The organism is Hydrogenibacillus schlegelii, from assembly GCF_001653195.1.
GTDB lineage: Bacteria > Bacillota > Bacilli > Thermicanales > DSM-22653 > Hydrogenibacillus > Hydrogenibacillus schlegelii.
Genome location: NZ_JXBB01000011.1, coordinates 1 through 25217, shown reverse-complemented (window position 1 = coordinate 25217; position 25217 = coordinate 1). Strand labels below are relative to the sequence as shown.

Sequence of the window (25217 nt, the reverse complement as noted above, 5' to 3'; positions counted from 1 at the left end):
AAACACGGCCGACGACGCGACCCCGGCCGAAGGGGCCTCCCTACACGCCGAAGCCCCTCGGCTCCTTCGGCGGCTCCTCCAGCGCCTGGGCCGCCAGCATCTCCAGCACCGCATCATCCATCGGCGGATTGTGGAGGCCCGCCCGGACGTCCCGGTACAGCCGTTCAAGCGGAAGCGCCCGGGAAAGGCTTTGTCCGCCGACGATGCGCATCGCCCGGTCGACCACGTCGATCGCCGCGTTGGTCGCCACCGACTTCGCGGCGCCCACCTCCGGCCTGAGCGCCGCCCGACCGGCCGCATCCCGGTCCCACCGCTCGGCGACGGCGTAGACGACCGTCCGGGCCGTCCAGAGGAGCCGCTCCATCTCACCGATCTTCTGCCGCACGTGCGGCACGTCGGCGATCGGCCGACCCCCCAGGCTGTTCGGTCGGTACGTCTTGGCGAAGTGAACGGCGGCATCTCGCGCCGCCCGGGCGATGCCGAGGTAGACCGCCGGGATGAACAAATACCACCCGTCGCCGTCGTCGATCCGCCCCGGGCGCCGCTCGCCGCGAAAACCGAGAAGCCGCTCCGCCGGAACGAACGCCCCCTCCAGGACGACGTCGTCGCTCGCCGTCGCCCGCATGCCGAGCGTATCCCACGTCTTTTCGATCCGGAGCCCCTCGCCCCGCTCGACGAGAAACTCCCCGACCCTCGCCGCCCCGCCTTCTTCCCGCTCACCGCCCGAAGCGGTGGCGCCGCCGTCCGCCACCGTCGCCGTCACGACGAAAAAGCGGGCCACCGCCGACAGCGTTCCGAACGTCTTTCGGCCATAGAGACGAAAGCCTCCGGGCACCGGCACCGCCTTCGTCTCCGGAAGCCCGCCGCGGCTCGGGCTCCCCGTCGCCGGCTCGGTCGAAAAGTGGTTGATGAGCGCCGCCTCTTCGACGACCGCCCGGCAGAGCTCCCGAAACCGCTCCTCCGGCCAGCGTCGCGACGCCCGGTAATGGAGGATGAGGCCGAGATGCCAGCCGAGGGCGAGCGCCGTCGAGCCGTCGCCCCAGGCGAGCGCCTCCAGCACCTGGAGAAGAAGCGTCAGCGACGCCTCCTCGCCGCCGAAGTCGCGGGGCACCGTGAGGCGGAAAAACCCCGCCGCCTTCAGCCGTTCAAAATGCTCGTGGGGAAAGGCGCCCTCCCGATCGTAGCGGCCCGCCGTCTCGGCAAAGGCCCGGGCGAGCTCCCGCGCCCGGGCCACCCAGTCCGGCCCCGCCGGCGCGGCTTCCACCTCCGGATCGCCGAACCTTTCCGGCCGGGGAGCGGCCCCGCCGGAGACGGCCGGCGCCACCGGCCCGGGACCGGCCGCCGTCTCCTCGTCACCGGCCCTCTCCGCCGTCGTCGCCGGCCCGGCCTCCTCCGGAAGCGGTCGGCGCCCCGGCGCGCCATCGTTTCGGTCCATCGCCGTCCCCCCTCAACAGATCGCTTCCATTATAGCACAGTTAAAAAGAGACCGGCCAAAAAAGCCGGCCCTTCGGGCCGAACGGCCGCGAAAGGCCGGCAGAGCGCCGTCGGAGCGCCACCGACATCGAGGACGGGCGCTTGGCTCGATCGCCGACAAGGGTTCATTTTGGCGAAAGCCCACGATCCACTTCAGTAAAGCAACGGTCAACTTCGAATATGGCAGCGGTCAACGCTCCGCAAGATACGCCGGACGCGGTTCCTGGCCGGAAAACGGCGCCACCAGGCGGTTTTCCACGCTGTTGTAGACGAAAAAGACATTGCTCCTCGGATACGGCGTGATGTTGCCGTTCGAGCCGTGCATGACGTTGCTGTCGAAAAAGAGGACCGACCCTGCCGGCCCGACCGCCGCTTCGATGCCGTAGCGTTCGGCCAGACGGGCGAGGCTTTCTTCATCCGGCACGCCATACTCCTGCCGGCGTAATGAGCGTTCGTAGTGGCGCTCGGGCGTCCGGCCGGGACAGGCGACGAATACCCGATGGGACCCCGGCATGAGAAGGAGCGGGCCGTTGAAGGGAAAGTTGTCCTCGAGAGCGACGGAGACGCTCAAGGCCCGCATGCGGGGCATGCCGTCTTCCACGTGCCACGTCTCAAAATCGGAATGCCAGAAAAACTCCTGGCCGTGGAATCCCTTTTTGTAATTGATGCGGGACTGGTGGATGTAGACGTCGCTTCCGAGAATTTGTCGGGCGACATCCCGAAGGCGCGGATCGTCCGCCAGGCGCCGGAAAACCTCGCTCGTCCGGTGGACGCGAAAGATCGAGCGGACGACGTCGCTCTCCGGCTCCCGGACGACTTCCGGCGACGGATCGTGCGCCCGTTCCTCAAACAATCTCCGGAGTTCCTCTCGAAACGCCCTCACCTCTTCCGGGGAAAAGACGTCCCGCAAGAGAAGAAACCCTTTCGCTTCATATTCGCGGAGCTCTTCGGCCGAAAGGGGGCCGTCCTCCGGCCGGCCGTAGACGACCGGGTCCTTCCGCTCGATCCACCGGGTCCCCTCGCCCGTCCGGGACGGATACCGATCTTCCATCAGCGACGGTGCCCCCATTCCGTTTCCCCTCCTGCAACCAAAAATTTTACTTATCAAAACGGCGGACAAAAACGGCGCGGTTTGAACGTCGCCTCTGACGTCGATTGGCCCTAAGCTCGTTCCCGACGTCGGATGGCCCGAATTCGGCGGCCAGGCGGCTTTCCGGCGCCCGAAGCGGCGCAAACGGAAGCTGGCGTTCCCTTTAGCGGGCTTTCGCCTCGGCTTCTTCCGGCGGCGGATACGCCCCGGAAGCGTCGTGCACCTCCTGGCCCGTCAGGGCCGGCGTAAAGACGCAGAAGAGGCGAAGCTCCGTCTTCGCCCGGAGCGTGTGCCGGTCATGGCGGTCGAGGACGTAGAGCGTCCCCGGCCGAATCGCGTGCACCGCCCCCGTTTCGTGATCGACGAGCTCTCCTTCCCCGGCGACGCAGTAAACCGCTTCAATGTGGTGTTTGTACCACATCGTCGTTTCCGTCCCGGCAAAGATGCGGGTGTCGTGAAGCGAATAGCCGAAGCCGTCGCGTTTCAACAGGAGCCGCCGGCTGTTCCACGTCTTCGCCTGAACGTCCCGCTCCGTCCCGATGATCTCCTCCAGCCTTCGGACGATCATCCCAGCTCTCCTTTCCGCATCGTGGATTTCCGCTCCTGCTCCTTTTGCCCTGCGTCCGCCCCTCGCCGTCGCCCTCACCGGCCGGCGACCGCCGAAGGGGCCACCTCCGACCGGATCGTTTCGATCGCCGCCAGGATGGCCGCTTCAAGCCGCATAAGCCCGTCCTCAAGGCCCGCCTCGTCGATGATGAGCGGCGGAAGCAGCTTCACCACCTCGTCCTCGGGGCCCGACGTCTCGACGATCAACCCGCGCCGAAACGCCTCTCGGCTCACCGCCGACGCAAGCCCCGGCGGCTCGAGCCAAAGGCCCTGCATGAGTCCCCGTCCCCGCACCTCGGCCGCGATTCCTCGTTCCCGGACGGCGTCCCGGAGCCCTTCGAGGCGGCGCCGGAGCAAGGCAGCCTTCTCGTCGATCGCCGCCTCGAACGCCGGCGTCTCCCACCGCCGGAGCGCCTCCGTCGCCGCCACCATCGCGAGATTGTTGCCGCGAAACGTCCCGTTGTGCACGCCGGGCCCGAGGACGTCGAGATCGGGCCGGACGAGCACGAGGGAAAACGGCAGGCCGAACCCGCCGATCGATTTCGACAGCGTCACGATGTCGGGCACGATGCCCGCCCGCTCGAAGCTGAAAAACGGCCCCGTCCGGCCGCTCCCCGTCTGGATGTCGTCGACGATGAGGACGATGCCGAGGCGCTCCGTGAGGGCCCGAAGCCGCCGGAGCCACGGCCACGACGCCGCCTGGAGCCCCCCTTCCCCTTGCACCGTCTCGACGATGATCGCCGCCGGAAGATCGACGCCGCTTCCCGGATCGGTAAGAAGCCGCTCGATCCAGTCGATCGTATCGACGTCGGGGCCGAAATAGCCGTCGTACGGCAGGGCCATCCCGTAGGGAAGCGGCACCCCGGCTCCCGCCCGCTTGGCGCGATTCCCCGTGACGGCAAGCGACCCCAGGGTCATGCCATGAAATCCCCGCGTAAAACCGTAGACGGCCGTCCGCCCCGTCGCCTTCCGGGCGAGCTTCATCGCCGCCTCGACGGCGTTCGTCCCCGTCGGCCCCGGGAACAAAACTTTATAATTTAAACCTCTGGGTTTTAAAATGATGTTTTCAAAATGATGCAAAAACCTTCCTTTGGCTTCCGTCGCCATGTCGAGACTGTGCACGATGCCGTCGGCCTCGAGATAGCGGATGATCGCCGCCTTCATCGCCGGATCGTTGTGGCCGTAGTTGAGGGCTCCGGCCCCGGCGAAAAAGTCGAGGTAGATCCGGCCGTGCCGGTCGATCAGCCGGTATCCTTCCGCCCGGACGAACACGGTGGGGAACATCCGTCCGTAACTTCGGACGTTCGACTCGAGCCGTTCGAACAGATCCAGCCCGCTCATCCGAAAACGCCTCCTTCGGCCCTGCTTTTGCTTCGGCGCCGTCGGCGCCGAACCCGCCCCTCCCAGACCCCGCCTCATCCCCCGGAAGCTGCCACGGCGCCCTCCCGCCCTCCGGACGTCGATGCCGGTCGCGCCCGCTCGACGCCTTCGTGCGCCGAAGCAGCTCAAAGCGCCAAAGCCTCGGCCGGCCAGGCGATCTCGATGAGGATTTCCGGCGGATGCGGCGGCGCCCCGTCGCCCACGGCAAACAGGAACGGCGGCCAGACGTCGAGCGCCCGGAACCGACCGCCGCTTCGCTCCGCCACCCCCTGGAAGAGGCGCCACGAGGCCCGGTTGCCCTCCGCCACCGTCGCCCAAAGCCTTCGCACCGGCGGGCGAGCGCGGCCAAAGACGAGCGCCTCGAGCATCCGCCCGCCGAGGCCGTTTCCCTGGTGCGCCGGACGGACGCCGATCTGCCAGACGAAAAGACCGTCGCGCTCCGGGAGCGCAAGGCCGGCGATGAATCCGACCGGGCGGCCGTCCGCCTCGGCGATCCGGGAAGCGGCGGCGAACAGGCGCGCCACCATCACGTAGGCGTACGGCGAGTTCGCCTCCAGCACCCCCGTCTCCCGGGCGATGCGCCACATGAGGGCCCCTTCGTCCGGCGCCGGAGGACGGATGCGATAGACGGGCCTTCCATCGCCCGCTTCCTTCCCGCCGGCCGCGGCCCGCTGCCTTGCCCCATTCGGCGCGGAAGCGCCCCCTTCTCCCCCTTCCTCCGTCCAAACGCCGCGCGGCGCCTCCGCCGCCCCTGCCGTGGAAGGAGATCCGAAGCGGAAGGCCTTCCCACGGTTCGCCTCGGTCGTCATCGAAGCCCCATCCCGTTTCGGAACCGGGCCAAAAACGCCTTCAGGCGCTCGCTTTTCGGCCGCAGGAGCACCTCTTCGGGCGGCCCCTGTTCCACGATCTTGCCGCCGTCGATGAAGACGATCCGGTCGGCGATCTCCCGGGCGAACTGCATCTCGTGGGTGATGAGAAGCATCGCCATGTCCCCTTTGGCGGCGATTTCCTTGATGACCGCCAGCACTTCTCCGACGAGCTCCGGGTCGAGGGCGCTCGTCGGCTCGTCGAAGAGCATCACCTTCGGCTCCATCACGAGGGCCCGGGCGATGGCGACCCGCTGCTTCTGCCCGCCGGACAGCTGCGCCGGATATTTGTCGGCGTGCTCCGCCATGCCGACCCGCTCGAGCATCGCCATTGTCCGCCGGCGGGCTTCCTCCGGCGGTATCCGCCGGACGTGGATCAGAGCTTCCGTCACGTTCCGGAGGACCGTCATGTGGGGAAAGAGGTTGAAGTGCTGGAAGACCATGCCGATCTTTCCCCGGACGCGGGCCAGATGGCGTTCGTCGGCGGGAACGCGCCGCCCCCGCCGCACCATCGTAAAGAGCGGCTCTCCGTCTACCTCAATTTCCCCGCCGGACGGCGTCTCCAGCGTCATGAGCATCCGGGCGAGGGTCGTCTTGCCGGACCCCGACGGCCCGATGACGACGACCTTTTCGCCGGGATACAGGTCAAGATCGATCCCCTCCAGCACCGTCATCGCGCCGAACGCCTTTTTGACGCCGCGGAAGCGGACGATCGGCCGCCTGACGGCGGCGTCTTCCCGGGCGCGAGCCCGATCCTGAAGGGCGCGATTCGCATCGACGATCGCCGGCGCACCGGCCATCCGAATCTCCCCCTTTGCCAAGAAACTTTACTGTGCGGAAGGAAACCGACGGGAGGCAAACCTTCGAAGCGAACTCCTGCGCTGTCCTGCCCGCTGCCAAAGCTTCACGCCCGCACCAGGCGCGTTCCGCCCCTTACCCCCGGGGCCAGGCCTGAGCGCCATGTCAGCTCCGCGCCCACTTCGGGGGCCATCCGCGCCGGATCCGCCAGGCGCCTCAGCCGGCCCGCCCGAAACGCGCCTCCAGCCACCGGACGACGAGCGAAGCCGGGTAACTCATCAGGAAGAAAAAGACGCCGACGACGGTAAACGCCTCGAGATAGCGGAACGTCTCCGAGCCGAACTGCTTCGCGACGGCCATCATCTCCGTCACGTTGATCGCAAACAGAAGCGGCGTCTCCTTAAAGAGCACGATCAGGTAATTGCCCATCATCGGCACGATCGGGGGAATCGCCTGGGGCAGGATGATGCGCGTCCACGTCTTCTGGCGGGAAAAGTTGAGGGCCCGGGCGGCCTCCCACTGTCCGCGGTCGACCGCCTCGATCCCCGCCCGGTAGACTTCCGACAGATACGCGCCGTAGTGAAGCCCCAGACCGATGACGCCGATGGCGAACACCGACAGGCGAGGAAACGCCACGTACAGAAAGAGAAGCTGCACCAAAAGCGGCGTGCGGCGGACGAATTCCATCGCCGCCTCGACCGCCCCGCGGACGAGGGCCGATCGGCTCCGGCGGGCGATCGTCCAGGCCAGCCCGGCGGCGGCGGCGACGACGAAGCCGAGGACGGTCGCCGCGATCGTCACCGGGACGACGGCGGCGATCTTTCGGGCCGCCGCCCATGCGACGTCCCAGCGCCATTCATCCCCCATCACGCCGACCTCCCGACCCGCGCCCGCCGCTCGAGCCGCCGGACGATCGCGCTCGTCGCGGTCGCGATGAGGAAGTATAGGACGAGGAGCAAAAGAAAGAGGGGCACCTCATACCGGGCGTACGTCGTCCGGAGGGACATCGCCTGAAACGTCATATCCCCCAGCGTGATCATCGAAACGAGGGACGTCCCCTTCAACAGCTCGATGAGCAGGTTGCCGAAAGGCGGCAGCATGAGCGGCCAGGCCTGCGGCAGGATCACCCGGCGAAAACGAACGAGCGGCGACAGGTTGAGGGCGATCGCCGCCTCCCACTGCCCTTTCGGCACCGAGCGGATCGCGCTGCGGACGACCTCCGACCCGTACGCCCCGTAGTTCAGGCCGAGGCCGAGGACGCCCGCGGCCAGGGCCGAAAGCTCCACGCCGAAAAACGGAAGCGCATAGTAAAGCCAGAACAGCTGAATGAGAAGCGACGTGCCCCGAAAAAACTCCACGTAAGCCGCCGCCAGCGTTCGGACGATCGGGAAGCGGGAGAGGCGAAGGAGCCCGACGGCAAACGACAGCCCCAAAGCGAGCATCGCTCCGAGGACGAACACCTCGAGCGTCACCCGAAGGCCGCGCAAAAGCCCCGGAAGGAGCAGGATCCCGGCTTCCATCCGCCTTACTTCGCGGCCTCCTTCAGCACCGCATCGGCCGTCATCCCGTTCGGAAGCTCCGCCTCCGTAAAGCCGAAGGGCCGGAGGAGTTCCAGGAGCTTTCCGGACTGCTCCAGCTCATGCAGCTTTTCGCTGTAGCGCTTCGCCAGGTCGGCGTCCTCTTTTCGGAAGGCCGCGGCGCCGTAGCCGTACACTTCCTTCCCGTCGACGACCGGCTGCTTGAAGTCTTCGACCCGTTCGATCTTGTCGCTCCCCGCCGACTCGAGCATCGCCTGAAGCGACGGCCCGGTCATCGTGATCGCGTCGACCCGGCCCGTCTCCAGCGCCTTCACCGCCTGGGGCTGGTCCTGAACCTGCACGATCTGCTCCTTCCGGACGCCGGCCGCCTTCAGATAGTCGATTTCGACGGCGCCGCTCATGACGGCCACCTTGAGGCTCGGATCGGCGGCGATGTCTTCGTAACTGCGGAGGTTTTTCGGGTTCCCCTTCGCCACCGCCAGCGCTTCCCCGATGCGGTACTCCGGATCGGCGAAGACGACTTCTTCCGCCCGCTTCGGCGTGATGAACATCCCCGCCGTCACGACGTCAAACCGCTTCGCCTTAAGCCCCGGGATGAGGGACGAGAACTCGACGATCTGCCCGCGGATCTCCGGCACCCCGAGCTCCGAAAAGACCGCCCGGGCGACTTCGATCGCCTCGCCGGTCAGCGTCCCGTCGGCCTCCTGATAAGCGTACGGCTTTTCGTTCGCCAGCCCGACGGTAACGTAACCTTGTTCCTTCAAGCGCTTGAGGAGCGCCGGCTCGCCGGCTCCCTCGCCGCCCGATCCGGATCCGTCCCCTTCGCCCGAGGGCGCCTCCGCCGTCCCCGTCTGACCGCCCGGGGCCGTCCCGCCCCCCGGTCCGCCGGAGGATCCGCAACCGGCGACGACGAACGCCACCGCGATGAACAGCCCCAAAAGCCCGACCGCAAGACGCCTTCCGTCCCGCCAAAACGTTCGCTTCACCGCCGTCCCTCCCTGTCTCCATCTTTCTCTCCTCCCCGGGCCGAACCGTCGCGAAGACCGCCGCAACGCCCCGGCTTCCGTCGCGGAGAGCGCCGCAACGACCCCGTTTCCGCCGCGGGCGATCCGGCATCCGCTCCCCTTCCGGAGACCCGAGCCGGAAGGCCACTCCGGCGCCGAAACGCCGGCCATCGGATGAAAAAAGGCGCACCGATCCCGAGGACCTTCCCCGGACCGGTGCGCCTACGGCGCCCCCCGTGGCACGCAAAGAAGACAAAAAATCTTCACTTCGAAGGCATTTTCTTGCGGAGGGTGAATGTGTATTAAATGCACTATCCTGGGTAAAAAGAAAACATTCACCAAGCACCGCTTGGCCTTCTCTGCGTTAGCCTACGGGGTTAGCTGACGGGCAGGATGGCAGAGAAGCGTGCATCCCTCTCGGATATCGTCCGAGATTAGCCCCCGAGGAGTGGGTCCCCCGTTCCCGCGGCGCGGCTATCCGCCCGCGAGATTCGGCCCGGATATGGAGCTTTCAAGTTCGAGTCCATCGTAACACCGCCGGTCAGGGGGGTCAACCCCAAGGAAGCGACTAATTTTGCATTACCCCCCCTTCCAGCCGCGCCCGAAGCCAGTTGACATCGACGACCACCGGCCGACCGGTCCGGAGATCCGTCGCCGGCCGCTCCGGTTCGCCGAGCTCCGAAAGGAGCGCCCAGGCGCCGTCAAACGCCTCGCTGCGGGTGTAAAAACTCGGCGTCACCACCGTCCGAAGGCCGGCCGCCAGCGCCGCCCGAAGGCCGTTTTCCGAATCTTCGAAGGCGATGGCCTCATCCGGGGCAAGATCGAGGCGCTCCAGCACCCAGAGGTAGACGTCCGGCGCCGGCTTTTTCGCCGGCACGATGTCGCCGGCCCCGATGACATGAAAGGCCCCGCGCAAACCCGCCCGCCCGAGCAGCGCCTCCACGTTGTCCGGCGTCGTCGTCGTCGCCACCGCCAGCCGAAGGCCCTCTGCCTCTGCCTCCCGAATGAGGCGGGCGACGCCCGGCCGGAGCTCGATCGCCCCGCTTTGGACCCAAGCGGTGTAGTGCTCCGTCTTTTTCCGGTGAAGCGCCGCGATCGCCGCTTCGTCGAGCGCCGGGCAGTCGGGGCACCGGTCGAGGAAGTGGCGGATCCGCTCTTTGCCGCCGGTCACCCGAAGGAGTTCCCCGTACGTCGCCTCGTCCCACACGATGGGGAGACCGGCCTCGGCAAAGGCCCGGTTAAAAGCCGTCCGGTGGCCGTCCCGCTCGGTTTCCGCCAGCGTCCCGTCGACGTCGAAGATAAGCGCCCGGAGCACGGCCGCCCCTCCTTGACTTTTCGCTTCAGATTCGGTAAGGTAAAAGCATTGCCACGCGCGGCTGCTGGCACGCGGACGCCGGACGGCGTCCGGTTCGGCATAGAGGGCGCCCGCAGGAACGGAGCGCCCGAATTCACGGACGATTTTATCCTAACGCAGGAGGCGACGTTTGGCAACATGGCGCGGTACACCGGTCCGACGTGGCGCGTAAGCCGCCGCCTCGGCATCTCCCTCTCCGGCACCGGCAAAGAGCTTCGGAAGCGGCCCTATCCGCCCGGCCAGCACGGACCGGCCTCGCAGCGGCGGAAACTCACCGAATACGGCCTTCAGCTCCAGGAAAAGCAAAAGCTCCGCTTCATGTACGGCCTGACGGAGCGACAGTTCGCCAACCTGTTCCGGAAGGCGTCCCGCATGAAAGGGAATACCGGCGAAAACTTCCTCCGCCTGCTGGAGCTCCGCCTGGACAACATCGTCTACCGGCTCGGCTTTGCCCGCACCCGCCGGGGCGCCCGGCAGCTCGTCAACCACGGCCACGTGACCGTCAACGGCCGCCGGGTCGACATCCCGTCTTACCAGCTCCGACCGGGAGACGTCGTCGGCCTGACGGAAAAGGCCCGGCAGATGGTCGTCGTCCGGGATGCCCTCGCCCAGCGGGCGTATCTGCCGGAGTACCTCTCCTTCGACGAGCACAAGCTCGAAGGCACCCTCCTCCGGCTGCCGGAGCGCTCCGAGCTGCCGCAGGAGATCCAGGAAACCCTCGTCGTCGAGTTCTACAGTCGCTGATCCCGGCCAAAGCCGCCGATCCGTTCAACGCCAATCGTCCGGACAAAAAGCCCGCACGTCGGTGCGGGCTTTTGGCGTTTCTTTCGGCTCCGGACCGAACCGATCTCCGGGCGCATCGGAACCGATCCCGGCCGTCCCGAACCTCGATTCTCGGTCGTCCCGAACCTATGGCCGGTCGCCCGCGGCCGATTCCCGGACGTCTCCCTGCACCGACGGCTCGAGGGCCACCCGGGCGATGAGCCGTTTCCCGACCTGGACGACCATCCCCTCCCGGACCGGAAGGCGCGCCTTCGGGTCCACGATCCGCTCGCCGTCGATCCGGACCGCCCGCTGCTCGACCATCCGCCGGGCTTCCGACAGGCTCGCCACGAGGCCCAGCGCCTGAAGAAGCTTCAGCACGCCGACGGTCCCGTCTTCGACGGCCGCCGCAGGCAGCCGGCGCTCCTCGATTGCCTCCGGCAGGCCGCCCTCCTGAAATACGGTGCGAAAATGCCGCTCCGCCGCCTCCGCCGCCGGCTCCCCGTGATACATGGCGACAATCCGCCGGGCGAGGCGCATCTTCGCATCCCGCGGATGGAGCGACCCGTCGGCGAGGCCGGCGGCGACGGCTTCGACCTCCGCTTCGGACAGATCCGTCACCAGCGCGTAGTAGCGGAGCATCAGGTCGTCCGGGATCGACATCACCTTGCCGTACATTTCTTCCGGCGGCTCATCGATGCCGATATAGTTCCCGAGCGACTTCGACATCTTCCGCACGCCGTCGGTCCCCTCAAGAAGCGGCATCATCAGAACGACCTGCTCCGGCAGCCCGTAGTCCCGCATGAGCTCCCGGCCCATGAGCAGGTTGAACTTCTGATCCGTCCCGCCGAGTTCCACGTCGGAGCGGAGGACGACCGAGTCATACGCCTGCATCAGCGGGTAAAAGAATTCGTGCAGCCCGATCGGCTGGCCGGCGGTATACCGTTTCTCGAAATCGTCCCGTTCGAGCATCCGGGCGACCGTCGTCTTCGCCGCAAGCTGGAGCACCTCGGCGAAGGTGAGCTTCTCGAGCCAGGCGCTGTTGTAGACGAGCTCCACCCGCGACATGTCAAGAATTTTTCCGAACTGCTTGACGTACGTCGCGGCGTTCTCACGGACTTCCGCTTCCGAAAGCTGTCGACGGGTTTCGGACTTGCCGGTCGGATCGCCGATCCGGCCGGTAAAATCGCCGATCACGAGCTGCACCACGTGCCCGAGCTCCTGAAACTGCCGGAGCTTCTGCAGCACGACCGTGTGGCCGAGATGCACATCCGGCGCCGACGGATCGAGGCCGAGCTTGACCCGAAGCGGCCGGCCGCTTACGACGCTTTCCCGGATCTTCTCCCGAAGGCCGTCTTCCGGGATGATCTCCACCGCACCCCGGGAAAGAAGACGGAACTGCCGCTCCACCTCGGCCCGAACCGCCGGATCGTCCCGGTGGGCGTTCACCGCCGCCGACCGCTTTGCTTCGCCCGGTTGGACCGCATCCATCGCCTTCACTCCTTCGCTCCTCTCAGTATAGCCCGAGCCGGCCTTTCCTGCAATCCAAGGGGCGCTATGCTATAATAGGCCCGAATTCAAGGGGGGTCGATCATGGCGGCCGAACGTTCGAAAAAAAAGACACCTGCCGGAAGTCTCATGCCGGCGCTCCGCCTTCTCCTGCTCGCCTTCGTCGGCCTCGCCTTCCTCGCCGCCGGCACCGTCCTCGGCTTTATCGCCTCCGTGCTCAAGGACCAGCGGGTCTTAAGCTACGACGACATCAAGCAGGCGATCGCCCCGGAAGCCTTCTCCAGTTTCGCCTACTACCGGGACGGCACCCTCATCGGGCGCCTGCCCGGCGCCGAATACCTCCAGTACGTCACCCTCGATCAGATCTCGCCGTACGTCATCCAGGCCCTCATCAGCACCGAGGACAAGGGCTTTTATCGCCATCCCGGCGTGAGCCTTCGCGGCACGATGCGGGCGATCCTGCAGCAGATCACCGGAAGCGACGTCCAGACCGGCGGCTCGACCCTGACCCAGCAGCTCGTCAAACAGACGCTCCTCGAAGACCTCTACCGGGAAGAGCTGAGCGGCAAAGTCAAAGGCGACGCCCTAAAGCGCCTCAAATACCGCCGTAAGCTGAACGAAATCCTTCTCGCCCTCCGCGTCGAGCGGGTGCTCACCAAAGACCAGATCCTTGAAGCGTACCTGAACCGGGTCTACTTCGGTAAAAGCAAGGACGGCACGAATCTCTACGGCATCCAGGCGGCCGCCAAAGGGTACTTCGGCATCGATGCCAAAGACTTAAACCTCGCCCAGGCCGCCTACCTCGTCGGCATGCTCCAGGGACCGGCCAAATACCTCCCCTACAACGACGAGACCTACCGGGACGGCCTGGAGCGGATGAAGCTCGTCCTCGGGGAGATGGAAAAAGACGGGAAAATTACGCCGGCGGAGCGGGAGACGGCCCTCGCCTTCGACATCCGGGCCCACCTCGTCCAGCGATCGGACACCGCCTATGCCCGTTCGCCGTACCTCCTCTACGCCATCATCGACGCCGCCGCCGAAGCCCTCGCCGAAGACGACCTCCGAGCGCAGGGGATCGACCCCGATCGCCGGGACGACCCCGACGTCCGGCCCCTCTGGCAGGAACTGCTCGAGAAGCGGGAGCGGGACGTCCTCACCAAAGGCTACCACATCACGACGACGATCGACAAAACCCTCTTCGACGCCTTCGAGGCGATCGCCCGGGACGACAACAACTTCTGGACGAATCCGCCCGCCTACACCGCCGCCAACGGCAAGCGCGTCGACCATCCCGTGCAGCAAGTCGGCGCCGTCCTCATCGACAACCGGACCGGCGCCATCCTCGCCTTCATCGGCGGCCGCGATTTCAAAAAAAGCAAGATCAATTTCGCCTTCGAACCCCGCTCCCCCGGCTCGGCGGCAAAGCCCGTCCTCGCCTACGCCCCGGCCCTCGAAGAGGGGGTGCTCCTGAGCCCGGACGTCTTCGTCGACGACGCGCCGATCGTCCTCGCGGACGGCGGAAAGGAGTTTGCTCCGGCCAACTACGATCGCCGGTTCCACGGCCTCGTGCCGGCGCGGCAGGCCCTCGCCCAATCGTACAACATCCCCGCGATCAAGCTCTCCCTCGCCGTCGGCCTGCCGAAGGTCATCGACTACGGCCGGCGCATGGGGCTTCAGCACCTCGTCCCGGGCGATGAACACTCGGCGACCGCCGCCATCGGCGGGCTTGCGCACGGCACGAGCGTCGCCGAACTCACCCAGGCGTACAGCGTCTTCCCGAACGGCGGCAAACTCATCCCGAGCTACATGATCGAGCGGATCGCCGACGGCCAGGGCCGGACGATCTACCAGCACGAGCGGCGGGAAATCCCGGTCTTAAGCGAAGAGACCGCGTATTTGATGAACGACATGCTGACGAGCGTCATGACCTCCGGCACCGGCGCGAGCATTCGGCAGGCGATGGAGCGGGCCCACGGCCGCCGGGCCCTCGCCGGGAAAACCGGCACCTCGGACAACTACGAAGACATCTGGTTCGTCGGCTACACCCCGACCCTTACCCTCGGCGTCTGGACCGGCTTTGAAGTCAAAGGGATGAAGCTCGGGGGCTACCCGCCCAAAAACGCCCGCACCCTCTGGCCGATCCTCATGAACAAAGTGCTCGAGCTCAAGCCCGAGCTCTCGCCGAAAGACGCCGCCTTCCCGAAGGCGAAGGAGATCGTCCAGATGAGCGCCTGCGTCGTCTCCGGCAAGCTCCCGACCGACGCCTGCCGGGAAGGCGGCTGGGTGAAGACGATCGCCTTCAACAAAAAATACCTCCCGACCGTGCCGGACGACCGCGTCCAGAAGGCCCGAATCGTCGTCGTGAACGGAAAAAACTACATCGCCCTGGACTCGACGCCGGACGACCTCGTCCTGAAAAAAGTGCTGATCAAGCGGGATCCGATCCGGATCCCGAAAAACCCCCGGCCCGGGGTGAGCTACACCGTTCCCGACGCCGACCTCACCCTGCCGACGGAACTCGACCCCCGGAAACTCCTCCCGGATCCGCCGTCGGCGCCCAAAGGCCTTACGGCGTCGTACGACGACGCGACGCGGACCGTCACCTTAAGCTGGCAGCCCAACCCGGAAGGCGATATCGCCGGCTACCGCATCTACCGCCGGACGCTCACCGGGATGGAACACGTCGGAAGCGTCATGAGCCACCTGCCGACGACGTTCAGCGAGTCCCTCGGCGATCCGTTCGTCGTCTACACCGTCACCGCCGTCGACATCGGCGGCCGCGAATCGCCGCCGGCCCAGGACGTAAGCCCCTTCGGCGCGCCGGCCGACGTCCGGAAGGCGCCGAGCCCGCCGAAAGGCTTAAAGGCCGTCCGAACCGACACCGGCGTCGTCCTCACCTGGGACCCGAACCCCGAACGGGAGCGGGTCGAGCGCTACCATATCTACTACGCGCCGGACAAAGAAGGGCCGTTTGAGCGCATCGGCACGACGGACACGCCGTATTTCGAGGTTCTGACCTTTGCTGACGACGGCTACTACGCCGTCTCCGCCGAAAACGCCCTCGGAGAATCCGACCGCTCTATCGCGGTGCAGCCGAAGCCGAAAAACGGCCAAGCGCCCCCGCCGTCCCCCGTCCTCCCCGGCGACCAAAACGGCGCCGGCGAAGGCGGCGGGAACGGGACCGACGGCACCGGCGCGCCGGCGAACGAATCGCCGCCGAAGAACGACAAGGGGCCGACCGGCCTCATCTCGCCGGACGGGGGCGTCACCGCCTCCCCGGTCGGAAGCGTCCCCCTTTCGACACCGATGGACAAGAAGAAGAAAAAAGATTCGCCGGACCGTCCGTAGACCTCACCCGGCGGGTCGGCCACCGCTTTATTCGCAGGCCCCCTCGCGCAAACCGCCACCCCCTATCGCGGATCACCCCTCTAGGCGCTGACCCGTTTTTCCGTTCGCAGCCGACCCCGCCCCCGCCCATCGACGGCCGAAGAAGGCGCGGTGCCGGCAGATTCTGCTCCAATCTTCACGATCGGAAAAATCACCGGCCCGGAAGGAGGCCTCCCGGGCCGGTTTTGCATATTTTACATGTTGACGCCGGCACACCGACGGGATATAATTGCTGATGCGTAGCCGAACAAAGGCGGCAGAGCAATCCATGCAGGTGAAGTGCTCATGCGGGTGGAGTTCCATGCGGGTGTAGTTCAATGGTAGAACTCCAGCTTCCCAAGCTGGCGGCGGGGGTTCGATTCCCCTCACCCGCTCCATAAAGAAGCCAGGAATGACGCCGGTTGCCGGCGTTTTTTTGTATCTCATCACGATCGTTCCCGCGACCGGTCGTCAACCCGCCAGTAAAGCCAAGCGATTTTCACCTCTACCGTCTGCCGCAGCACGGAGCTTCCCTGTTCCTCCGCGATTTCATGCAGAACGCGCGCCACCCTCTCCTCCAGCCCCGTCTCATTCATCGACTGAAAACGCAGAAACAGCGAAAATCGCTCGCTCGCCTCCTCGATCGAAAACTGCTGTTCCCACCGATCGTCGATGAAATGGACGGTGGGGTAATACCCATCAAGCCAGAGGAGGTTGAACGCCGCGTAAATTCGGTTCATCGGCGCCCCCTCCGACGGCAGGCCGAGCGCTTGCCGGAGGCGCCGGAGGATCGGATCGCGCCGGGCAACAAAACCGCTTAAAAAGCACGCCTTCCGACACACCTGCATCATTTTGTAAAAGGCATTCACGTTGCGGATCGCCGGCGTCATCGAGGCAAACACCAGGTCGAACGTCCGTTCCCACCCCCGGGAATGGACGTCGATCTCTTCCCATGCGGCGACCTCAAACGCGGTCCGATCGCTCACCCCGAACCGTACGGCGTTCGCCTTCGCATGGGCGATCATATCCGCTGCGATGTCGATGCCGGTGACGCGATGGCCCGCTTCGGCAAAAGGGACGGCGAACGTCCCAGGGCCGCAACCGATGTCGAGGATGGACGCCTGTCCTTCAAACGCCCCGAGGTCCTTGAGCCAGCCGTACAGACGTTCAAAACGCCTGCGATGGCGGTCGTCGTTCAGCTGTTCGCTGAACGCCTTGGCCCGCCGGTTCCAGAACGCCTGCTGGATTTCATATCGGGGCCCGGGATCTTCCCACAGGTCGATAAAATGGCGATAAAGGTTGTCCGGTGCTGGAGCATGCATTTTCGTTGTCCCTTTCCATTGTATTTTCGCTCATCCCGCCGGTGCGGCCGATGAGTTTCGCCAAACCAGCATGCCGGTGATCTCATCGGCGATGAGTTGGCGCACGGGACCGGACAAGGCGCGGGCGATGCACACCCGCTGCCGTTCGCCTCCGGGGACTGCGTGGGGATATCGGCGCAACCAGGACGGGTGAACGATCAGGCGCTCCAGCAAATTCCGATCGATTTCCTCGGCCTCTTCCAGCACCTGCCGGAGCTTCCAGCGCGGGTTCACGGCGCGCCCGGGTGCTGATGGATCATCGGAACCGGCCGGAAACCCGCGGGCAAAATCGGACGGCCGCCCCGGAGGACGGCCCCCTCAACCGGCCTGAGGGAACCGGCAAACAGCCGACCGAGCGTCCACATCGACTCGTCGTTTAACCTTTCGCCGGGAACAAAGCGCCCGGCCGATCAGCCGAGCAGCTTCAAAAACTCTCGCATGAATCCGGGGAGATCCGGCCAGGCGTGCCCGGAGACGAGGTTGCCGTCGACGTGGAGTCCGGCGTCGACGTAGGTGGCACCGAGGTTTTCGACGTCCGGACGGCAGGCGGTGTAGGCGGTCATCTGGCGCCCTTCAAGGGGCGGCTTGGCCGCGGCGAGAACGAGAACGGCGTGACAGATGGCGCCGACGGGCTTGTTCGCTTCGAAAAAGTGCCGGACGATGGCGGGCACGTGGGGGTCGAGGCGGATATACTCCGGCGCCCGGCCGCCGGGGATGATGAGCCCGTCGTATTCTTCCGGCCGGACTTCAGAGAACGGCAGGTGCGCCTCCAGCCGATAGCCGACTTTTTCGGTGTAGGTGTCCCATCCCTCGAAGTCGTGAACGACGGTGTGGAGCACCTTTTTGCTCGGGGCGGCGATGACGGCCTCATGGCCGGCTTCGAGCAGGCGGAAATACGGATAGTAGACTTCCAGTGCCTCGACGGCATCACCGGCGAGGATCAGCACCTTCTTGCTCATCCTGCTCCCCCTTTTTTGATGGTTTCACCTCCGTTATATCCGAAAGGAAAAGAACGCGTCAAGCTTTGGGGGACCCATCTGGCCGGCGATGCCGAGAGGCGCCGGCGCCTCCGCCGCTTGCCGGCCGGGCGGCATCGAGCCGTCCGAAAAACGTCGAGCGCACGACCCGAAACGGTTTGAAATTTTGGTCAAAAAGATCCGAAGCGATCCGAAATTCTCGCCAAGAAAGGATGGGGAACGATGGCAAGCGGAGAAAAGAAAGGCGAAAAGAAGGTGGCGATTTTGACCGGGGCGTCCCGCGGCATCGGCCTCGCGGTCGCCCGGCGAATGGCGGAGGAAGGGTATCGGCTTATTCTCAACAGCCGTGAGCCGGAACGGGCCCTGGCTTCCGTCTCGGCGGGGGCGGAGATCGTGCCGGTGGCCGGCGATCTCGGAGCGCCGGAGACGGTGGCGCGGCTTATCGAGGCGGCCGAAAGGTTCGGGCGGCTGGACGCGCTTTTGATCAACCACGGCGGACCGCCGATCAAACCGCTGGTCGACGTGACGGACGAAGAATGGGAGCGCTTCTTCCGGCTGATGGTGCTGGGACCGGTGCGCCTGCTTCGGGGAGCGCTGCCGCTTATCCGTCGGGCCGGCGGCGGAAACGTCGTCGCCGTCGGCTCCTACACGGTCAAGGAGCCGCAGCCGGGCATCGTTTTGTCCAACGCGCTCCGGGCGGCGCTGGTAAACGCGCTGAAGACGGCGGCGCTGGAGCACGGGCCGGAGAATGTGCGCATTAACATCGTATCGCCGGGTTTTATCCTTACCGACCGGGTGCGGGAATGGAATGAAAGCTATGCCCGTCAAGCGGGGATGACGCCGGAAGACATCGAACGGCGCACGGTGGAGCGGATTCCCCTCCGGCGCTACGGCCGGCCGGAAGAGATCGCGGAAGTAATCGTGTTTTTGTTGACGAAAAACACGTACATGAGCGGGCAGCAGCTCCTGGTGGACGGCGCTCGAACCGTGGCGCTTTGACTTTTTTCCCCGGAATGAATTCCGGGGCTTTTGCCGGATGGTTCCCGTAACGAACAGGACCGATGCGATGGCTTGCGACCGTCCGGCGTTTGAAAGCCGCTTGTTTACGTTTGGCACACCCTCGTCTGACAAGGCGCCGTTTCGACTTGAAAAGTGACATGGTCGATACAAAACGCCTCGCGAACGTGCCGCGCGGCTTCCCGCAAGACGGTTTGCGCATCCGCGTCTTCGTGGACGATGAGGTGGCAGGATAAAGCATCAAAATCGGGAGCGATCGTCCAGATGTGCAGGTCATGGACGTCCACCACGTTGGGAAGGCTCCGCAGCGCCTCTTCTACCCGTCTTTTTGACACGGTCCGGGGGGCACCTTCCATCAGGATGCGCACGGCGGAGGCGAGGACACCCCAGGCGCTCCTTGCGATCAAGGCCGATGTGACCACACTGATAAGCGGGTCGGCCTCGTACCACGAAAATGCATACATGAGGAACCCCGCGACGATCGCCCCCGCCGAACCCAGCAAGTCCCCGATCACATGCAAATATGCGCTCCGCACGTTCAAGTTGCCGTGCACATCCCCCTTGCGCTTCAGCCACCACGCACTCGTTGCATTGGCGAAAAGTCCGATCGCCGCGATGGCCATCATCGGACCGCCGGCCACCTCAGGCGGGTTGCGAAAGCGCTCGACCGCTTCCCATACGACCCAGCCCGCAACTCCCATCAGGGTGAAGCCGTTGAGAAGCGCGGCAAGCACCTCGACCCGGGAGTAGCCGTAGGTCATGCCCGGGGAGACCGGTCGCGCGGCCAAGAGAAGGGCAAGCAAGCTTAGGGCGAGCGATCCGGCATCGCTCAGCATGTGCCCGGCATCGGAGATGAGGGCCAAAGAACGGAGCCACCAACCTCCGATGAACTCCAAAAGCATGATCGAAACGGTGATCCCCAGAGCCGCGGCGAGGGCCCGCCGGTTGTTTGGCCGTCCTGTTTCCGCCCTGTGGGAATGTCCATGAGGATGGGAATGCATGCCACCTTCCTCCTTAATCATGCGCCAAATGCGCGAGCCCTTGAACGAGCAGCGTCAGCACACGGTCATCGTCACACGAATAGAAAAGCGACTTTCCCTGCCGGCGATATCGAACCAGACGCAAGGAGCGGAGAAAAGCGAGCCGGTGAGAAACGGCGGATCGGGAGAGTTCCAGCGCTTCGGCGAGCTCCGTGACGGAACGTTCTTCCTGGGCCAAAAGAGGCAAGATGCGGACGCGCGTCGGATCGGCCAGCGCCTTAAACGTATGCGCGACGCGTTTTGCTGTTTCCCCCGAGAGAGGAGCGAAATCTCCTCCGATCATAAGCGCCACCCACCGGAATTTTGATTCTACATTGTCTTCTTCGCCGTGACAAGCCCATTTGGCGACGCCTTCGTCCCGGCAGATCGCTTCTTCAGCAAAAGGCAGCAAAAGGGCCGATGCCGCCGCATGCGAAGCCGATGGCCCTGCGCGAAGCGCTTCGCCGGCTCGCTCAGGAGCTCAGGAACTTGGCCGGAAGGGGGACGAGCTGGTCCGGGCATTGGGCCTGGATGGGGGAGCGGCTGCCTTGCGGCTCCTGGGGGCCGTACTCGAGGAGCAGCAAGAGGAGGGGATGGCGTCTCGAAAGGATTTCCGTCCCGAATCGATGACCCGGCTTGCGCCGGCCCCAGGCTCGTTTTCCGAGGCAGCCACCCTGAGAAGGAGGCATGACTTTTGACATCATCCCCCCGAAGGGGAGCCCGTTTACGCCCCTTGACGGGACGTGACCCGAAGCGTAATGAACGCAATCTCCGGTGGGCAAAAGAGGCGAAACGGAACTCCGCTCGTTCCAAGGCCGCAGTTCGTGTAGACGTAAGTTTTGCCGCTTGATACCGGCCTTAGCCCCGACGGATACTTTTTTCCGAGCGGCGGAAGCCACAACGGACCGATTCCCGGAAGCCTGATTTGCCCGCAGTGGCTGTGCCCGGAAAGCTGAAGCGGAAGGTTGTGTTCCGCCGACCGATCCGCAAAATCCGGGGTATGGACGAGAAGCAGTACAAAGTCCTCCGACGGAATCGACGACATCGCTTCGGCCAGCTTCGGTTCCCCGACCAGCGGGTCATCCAGTCCGACGAGCCAGAAGCTACGCCCGTTTCTCGTCAAGCGAATGCTTTCATTGACAAGCAGTCTGATCCCGTCGGCGGATAACGTATTCCGGAGCGTTGACCGCTCAAAGGCATGATCGTGATTGCCCAGGACGGCATAGACCCCCAGAGGAGCGTGAAGGCCCTTTAAAATGGAAGTTTCGCTCAGCTGCGGATCGGCCGTGTGATCGAGCAGATCTCCGGTAAAGACGATCAATTCTGCATTAAGGGCGCGAACAAGCGCCGTTACGTCTTCTACGGCCCGGATGTTCGTGTACAACCCGAAACCATAGTGGAGATCGCTGAGGTGAGCGATGGTCAGACCGTCAAGCTCCGGCGGCATATTCGGAAGAGTAACTTCAACCTGCTTTACGGTCACCCGCTGCGAAGCCCGGGCCGATATTAAGATAAAAGACAGGGGAAGAATAAGGATTAAAAGAACAAAAAAAGCGATCGCTAAGATAAACTTTCGCCGGGTCACCGCCACCCTTTCTTTCCCCCCATACCGCTTCGCCATACGGAGAAGCCCTTCTTTCGCCTCGAGTTTGTTTAAAAGGCGGGTGAATTAAGTCCGCTGAACGAGCCCTGCGGCGATGCACGGACCCATCCCATGGCGCATGGCTTTCTCAAAAATGCCGTGCCTGCGCCAACGTTTCCGTGTTTTGACCACGGTCGTGCAATCCGGAATGAAACCATTTGGGTTGATGGGAAGTCCATCGTCGAGGCCGCATGTTTGAATCTCCTTTTTGAGAAAGGGATGCTTGCTTTGATTGAATGAATTCGATCCATCGGTCCGGTTTTCCTTCAAGTGAAGGGGTTTTACCGGCCTTTTGGCCCGAGCGAAGCAAAGGGGGTGGTGAAGAGAACCGGAGCCGGAGAGGTCTTTGCCTACCGAACGTTGACACGCACTTGACGGAATGCCGCGGTTTACTTTGTTCCGGCGATCCGCTACAATGAAGCTGACGCGACAGGTGTAAAGTCCGGTGCCGTTTTGCGCCAGGATCGGGAGGCCGGTACTTCCGGTCGCTTTTCCGAGCCGCTCGGAAAGGACGGGACCGGTCGATCGACGCGGCGGCCTCAGAAAGCGGCGGCCACCAAAGCGAGGGCATCCGAAAAAAGGGGGGCTTCGATGCCAGTCGGGATGCTTGGACTTCTTGCCTACCTCGTCTTCCTCGTCGCCGGCCTCGCCGGGCTGGCCGTCCTGTTCGTCCGCCGGGCGCCTTGCCTCGGCGGAACCTGCCCGACCCTGCCGTCCCGTGAAAAAAAGGCGTCCGCCCCGGAAGCCGAAAGCATCCCCGCCTCCATGCCGGCCGCTTTGCCGGAAAGGCCGCCCGGTTCGGCCTCCCTTCAGGCGACCGTCGGGCGGGGCGATCGGGACGATCCGCTCCGGCGAAAAAGCCCGGCCCATTCCGCGGCGCTTCGGGCGGGCTGCGATCGGTCGGTCGCCGGAAAGGAGGGACGGCCATGAGCGCCCGCATTGGCGCGGGGCCGGGTGACGTCTTCGGCGCCCCAAAGGAAACGCCGTTTTACGCCCGACGCGAATGGCGCCTCGGCGCCCTTGGCTTCATGGTGGACGCCTTTGACGTCGCGCTGTTTTCGTTCGTGCTGGCGCTTTTGGCCGCCGACTGGGGCCTCGGTCCGGCGGAGCGGGGGCTCCTCGGGAGCGCCAACTCCCTCGGCATGGCCGTCGGCGCCCTCCTGGCCGGCCACATCGCCGACCGCTGGGGCCGCCGCCTCGTGTTCATGGGGACGCTCCTTCTCTTTTCCCTCGGCACGATGCTGAGCGCCCTCGCCCTCGGCTTCGGCATGATGCTCGCCTTTCGCTTTTTCATCGGCCTCGGCCTCGGCGGAGAGCTTCCGATCGCCGCGACGTACGTCTCGGAGACGGCGCCGCCGCGCGAGCGGGCGCGGGCGGTGGTGATGGCGGAAAGCTTTTGGGCGATCGGCTGGCTCCTCGCGGCGCTCCTCGCCCATTTCATCATGGCGGGGCACGGCTGGCGGGCGGGCCTCCTTTTGGGCGGACTCCCGGCGCTCCTCATCCTTTATGCCCGCCGGAACCTGCCGGAGTCGAAGGCGTTCCTTCACCTCAAAACCGATCGCCGAAAAGGACGCGACGGCGGCGGGTGGGACCGGGCGGCCGACGGACGGCCGACCGCGGACGCCGGGGCGGTGTCGGCCGGGCAGCTGTTCGACCCGGAGCATCGCCGCGGAACCGTCACCCTCTGGACGCTCTGGTGGGCGATCAACTTTGCCTACTACGGGATGTTCCTCTGGCTGCCGAGCCTGATGATGGCCCGCGGCTTTGACGTCGTCCAGAGCTTCGAATACGTCCTCTGGATGACCGTCGCCCAGCTTCCCGGATATCTCTCGGCCGCCTGGCTCATCGAACGCATCGGCCGCCGCCCGGTGCTCGCCTTCTACCTCCTTGGAACGGCCGTCGCCGCCTACGGCTTCGGGCAGGCGTCTTCGATCGCGGCGCTCCTCGGCTTCGGCGCGGCGCTCAACTTCTTCAACCTCGGCGCCTGGGGAGCGCTGTACGCCTATACGCCGGAACTCTACCCGACGGCCCTTCGCGCCCGCGGCGCCGGAACGGCGGCGGCGATCGGGCGGCTCGGGGCGATCGTCGCGCCGTATGCGGTCGGATGGCTTCTCGGCCGTGGTTTCACCCAGGCCGGCGTGTTCTGGCTGTTCGTGACGGTGCTCCTTTTGGCCGTCGTCACGCTCCTCCTCCTGGGGCCGGAAACGAAATCCCGAGCGACGCGAGGCGAAGCGTAAGGCGCGAAAAAACCCCGAAGCAAAGCAGAAGGCCCGAAGAGCGAAGCGAACGGTCCCGTTTCGGTCCCGGAAGAAACAGAAAGCACCTCCGGCGGAGTGCGGAGGTGCTTTCACGATCTTATGGTCCCTCATCTCATAGCCCCTGAGCGTCAGGCACGGCGGCCGACACTTGGGACGCCACCGCCGTCACGCCTCCGGCCCACCTGCCGATTCCGGAGCGGCGACGATGCAGCCGCGTCCCTGAACGCCGATCATCAACACCTTTCCGTCCGAAACGAGCACCGGGACGGTTCGGCCTCCGGTCAAGGCGATCATGCGGCGGAGCGCGTCCTCATCGTCCTCCACGTCGTATTCCACGTAGGCTTCGCCGTCCAGATCGAGCGATTCACGGAGCTCCCGCGTATACGGACACCCCTTCGTGCCGTAGAGCTCCAGCATCCCTTACTCCACCTGGTTCGGAAAACCTACCTGAATTGAATTCAGGCAGGGACCCCGCCGAACCAGGCGTTCACCTCCTTTCGGAAATCGGGGTCTGGGCCCGGGCGTCCCACCCGGTGTGCTCACGGGAAGGTCTTCCTTCCCCGTCTCCCGGTCTCGTCTGCACGGCCGGACGGAGTGCGTTGCACCCGCAGAACGGAGGGCGCCGGGGGAGAGGCGGCGAGAACCGCCGCCGCAAGCACCGATCTGTCAGATTCGCCCTGCCGGGTTTGTCCGAACTCCCGGCGAAACGGGGTTACCGGAAGGCCAAAGCAAGCGTTTTGAGTTCGCGCCAGCAGGAGAAGAAACTCTCTTGTTGCCAGCGGGCAAGCCCGTTGTGCAGAAGAAGCTTCGTCTCCAGCGCCTGAAGCGCGGCCTCGACCTTCCGGGTCATCCCGGTTCCTTCCCTCGGTCGGAGATCACCCGTCGGTTTCAGCCGTTCTTTCACCCGAAGCACGAAGTCCCGAACTTCGCGCGTGATGCGCTCCCTAAAACCCATGGCCCGCCTGCCGATGACCAGGGCCGCGGCACCGTGAACGGGAACGCCGTATTTCTTTTCGTACTTGAGCCGGCCGATGGTGGAGGTGTGCTGGGGCGGGACGGGTTTGTACCCCACGTTCTCTTTGATCGCCCGCCGCAGGATCGCCATCCCGATCGCCGCATAGGGAAACTGGGAAGCCATGCGGTTGAAGGCCTTCTCCGTGTCCAGCCTCCCTTGACTGAAGCTCAGGGATTCCATCG

Annotated in this window: 23 protein-coding genes, 1 tRNA gene, 1 pseudogene and 1 riboswitch; of the genes and pseudogenes, 6 read left to right on the top strand and 19 right to left on the bottom strand. The window is 65.2% G+C overall.

Going from position 1 to position 25217, the window contains the following annotated elements; all coding sequences use genetic code 11:
• Positions 1–40: 40 nt before the first annotated feature.
• The 10 genes from SA87_RS04155 to SA87_RS04110 all read right to left on the bottom strand — a co-directional run bounded on the left by SA87_RS04155 (position 41) and on the right by SA87_RS04110 (position 10070).
• Positions 41–1435, bottom strand: a complete 1395-nt coding sequence (locus SA87_RS04155) for an acyl-CoA dehydrogenase family protein (RefSeq protein WP_082910468.1) — start codon at positions 1433–1435, stop codon at positions 41–43.
• Between the two features lie 228 nt (positions 1436–1663).
• Positions 1664–2542, bottom strand: a complete 879-nt coding sequence (gene thpD / locus SA87_RS04150; RefSeq protein WP_082718453.1) for an ectoine hydroxylase — start codon at positions 2540–2542, stop codon at positions 1664–1666.
• Positions 2543–2726: 184 nt separating this feature from the next.
• A complete protein-coding gene (locus tag SA87_RS04145; RefSeq protein WP_066199602.1) occupies positions 2727–3131 on the bottom strand; it encodes an ectoine synthase in 405 nt (134 codons plus the stop codon).
• Between the two features lie 74 nt (positions 3132–3205).
• A complete protein-coding gene (ectB, locus tag SA87_RS04140; protein ID WP_066199599.1) occupies positions 3206–4510 on the bottom strand; it encodes a diaminobutyrate--2-oxoglutarate transaminase in 1305 nt (434 codons plus the stop codon).
• 164 nt (positions 4511–4674) lie between these two features.
• Complete coding sequence (locus tag SA87_RS04135; RefSeq protein ID WP_066442079.1) at positions 4675–5358, bottom strand: GNAT family N-acetyltransferase; 684 nt, start codon at positions 5356–5358, stop codon at positions 4675–4677.
• Positions 5355–6215 (bottom strand): ectoine/hydroxyectoine ABC transporter ATP-binding protein EhuA, encoded by an 861-nt coding sequence (gene ehuA, locus SA87_RS04130; RefSeq protein WP_082718452.1) that lies wholly within the window; start codon positions 6213–6215, stop codon positions 5355–5357. The genes SA87_RS04135 and ehuA overlap by 4 nt, the downstream gene beginning before the upstream one ends.
• 214 nt (positions 6216–6429) lie before the next feature.
• A complete protein-coding gene (gene ehuD, locus SA87_RS04125) occupies positions 6430–7080 on the bottom strand; it encodes an ectoine/hydroxyectoine ABC transporter permease subunit EhuD (RefSeq protein WP_066199596.1) in 651 nt (216 codons plus the stop codon).
• Positions 7080–7733: an ectoine/hydroxyectoine ABC transporter permease subunit EhuC gene (gene ehuC / locus SA87_RS04120; protein WP_066199593.1), complete on the bottom strand. Its 654-nt coding sequence runs from the start codon at positions 7731–7733 to the stop codon at positions 7080–7082. Before ehuC ends, ehuD begins: the two co-directional genes overlap by 1 nt.
• A gap of 5 nt (positions 7734–7738) precedes the next feature.
• Positions 7739–8737 carry an ectoine/hydroxyectoine ABC transporter substrate-binding protein EhuB gene (gene ehuB, locus SA87_RS04115; RefSeq protein WP_245637644.1) on the bottom strand — a complete coding sequence of 333 codons (999 nt, stop codon included), beginning with the start codon at positions 8735–8737 and terminating at the stop codon, positions 7739–7741.
• A gap of 368 nt (positions 8738–9105) precedes the next feature.
• Positions 9106–9262: riboswitch (cyclic di-AMP (ydaO/yuaA leader) on the bottom strand.
• Positions 9263–9323: 61 nt separating this feature from the next.
• Positions 9324–10070, bottom strand: a complete 747-nt coding sequence (locus SA87_RS04110) for an HAD-IA family hydrolase (RefSeq protein ID WP_066199590.1) — start codon at positions 10068–10070, stop codon at positions 9324–9326.
• Positions 10071–10247: 177 nt separating this feature from the next.
• On the opposite strand from SA87_RS04110, the gene rpsD reads away from it, so the two are divergent.
• Positions 10248–10853 carry a 30S ribosomal protein S4 gene (rpsD, locus tag SA87_RS04105; RefSeq protein ID WP_066199587.1) on the top strand — a complete coding sequence of 202 codons (606 nt, stop codon included), beginning with the start codon at positions 10248–10250 and terminating at the stop codon, positions 10851–10853.
• 165 nt (positions 10854–11018) lie between these two features.
• Here the strand turns inward: rpsD and tyrS are convergent, their stop codons facing one another.
• Positions 11019–12362 carry a tyrosine--tRNA ligase gene (gene tyrS / locus SA87_RS04100; protein WP_082718450.1) on the bottom strand — a complete coding sequence of 448 codons (1344 nt, stop codon included), beginning with the start codon at positions 12360–12362 and terminating at the stop codon, positions 11019–11021.
• Positions 12363–12464: 102 nt separating this feature from the next.
• On the opposite strand from tyrS, the gene SA87_RS04095 reads away from it, so the two are divergent.
• Both SA87_RS04095 and SA87_RS04090 read left to right on the top strand, forming a co-directional pair.
• Positions 12465–15728 (top strand): transglycosylase domain-containing protein, encoded by a 3264-nt coding sequence (locus tag SA87_RS04095; protein ID WP_066199584.1) that lies wholly within the window; start codon positions 12465–12467, stop codon positions 15726–15728.
• A 342-nt stretch (positions 15729–16070) separates the two neighbouring features.
• Positions 16071–16144 (top strand) — tRNA-Gly (locus SA87_RS04090).
• Positions 16145–16192: 48 nt separating this feature from the next.
• On the opposite strand, the gene SA87_RS04085 is transcribed toward SA87_RS04090, so the two are convergent.
• The 3 genes from SA87_RS04085 to SA87_RS04080 form a co-directional block, all read right to left on the bottom strand.
• Positions 16193–17068 (bottom strand): class I SAM-dependent methyltransferase, encoded by an 876-nt coding sequence (locus SA87_RS04085; protein WP_066199581.1) that lies wholly within the window; start codon positions 17066–17068, stop codon positions 16193–16195.
• Positions 17069–17098: 30 nt separating this feature from the next.
• On the bottom strand, positions 17099–17341 hold the full coding sequence (locus SA87_RS13055; RefSeq protein ID WP_156423631.1) for a P-loop NTPase family protein: 243 nt from the start codon (positions 17339–17341) through the stop codon (positions 17099–17101).
• 176 nt (positions 17342–17517) lie between these two features.
• Positions 17518–18066: a DJ-1/PfpI family protein gene (locus tag SA87_RS04080; protein ID WP_066199578.1), complete on the bottom strand. Its 549-nt coding sequence runs from the start codon at positions 18064–18066 to the stop codon at positions 17518–17520.
• A 240-nt stretch (positions 18067–18306) separates the two neighbouring features.
• Between SA87_RS04080 and SA87_RS04075 the strand changes: the two genes are divergently transcribed.
• Positions 18307–19083, top strand: a complete 777-nt coding sequence (locus SA87_RS04075) for an SDR family oxidoreductase (protein ID WP_066199575.1) — start codon at positions 18307–18309, stop codon at positions 19081–19083.
• A gap of 104 nt (positions 19084–19187) precedes the next feature.
• On the opposite strand, the gene SA87_RS04070 is transcribed toward SA87_RS04075, so the two are convergent.
• From SA87_RS04070 to SA87_RS04060, 3 genes are all read right to left on the bottom strand, one after another.
• The gene (locus tag SA87_RS04070; protein WP_245637643.1) at positions 19188–20123 is read right to left on the bottom strand and encodes a cation diffusion facilitator family transporter; all 936 of its coding nucleotides are present in this window, start codon (positions 20121–20123) and stop codon (positions 19188–19190) included.
• Positions 20116–20424, bottom strand: coding sequence for an ArsR/SmtB family transcription factor (locus SA87_RS04065; protein WP_066199572.1), 309 nt, complete (start codon positions 20422–20424; stop codon positions 20116–20118). Before SA87_RS04065 ends, SA87_RS04070 begins: the two co-directional genes overlap by 8 nt.
• 420 nt (positions 20425–20844) lie before the next feature.
• Positions 20845–21603, bottom strand: a complete 759-nt coding sequence (locus tag SA87_RS04060) for a metallophosphoesterase (RefSeq protein ID WP_169793340.1) — start codon at positions 21601–21603, stop codon at positions 20845–20847.
• A 750-nt stretch (positions 21604–22353) separates the two neighbouring features.
• Here SA87_RS04060 and SA87_RS04055 point away from each other — a divergent pair.
• Together SA87_RS04055 and SA87_RS04050 are read left to right on the top strand one after the other, a co-directional pair.
• Positions 22354–22692 (top strand): hypothetical protein, encoded by a 339-nt coding sequence (locus tag SA87_RS04055; protein WP_156423630.1) that lies wholly within the window; start codon positions 22354–22356, stop codon positions 22690–22692.
• The gene (locus tag SA87_RS04050) at positions 22689–23999 is read left to right on the top strand and encodes an MFS transporter (RefSeq protein ID WP_082718449.1); all 1311 of its coding nucleotides are present in this window, start codon (positions 22689–22691) and stop codon (positions 23997–23999) included. The genes SA87_RS04055 and SA87_RS04050 overlap by 4 nt, the downstream gene beginning before the upstream one ends.
• Before the next feature lie 186 nt (positions 24000–24185).
• Here the strand turns inward: SA87_RS04050 and SA87_RS04045 are convergent, their stop codons facing one another.
• Both SA87_RS04045 and SA87_RS04040 read right to left on the bottom strand, forming a co-directional pair.
• On the bottom strand, positions 24186–24437 hold the full coding sequence (locus tag SA87_RS04045) for a glutaredoxin family protein (protein WP_066199566.1): 252 nt from the start codon (positions 24435–24437) through the stop codon (positions 24186–24188).
• Between the two features lie 295 nt (positions 24438–24732).
• Positions 24733–25217: pseudogene (locus SA87_RS04040) on the bottom strand (IS200/IS605 family accessory protein TnpB-related protein); the annotation flags it as partial.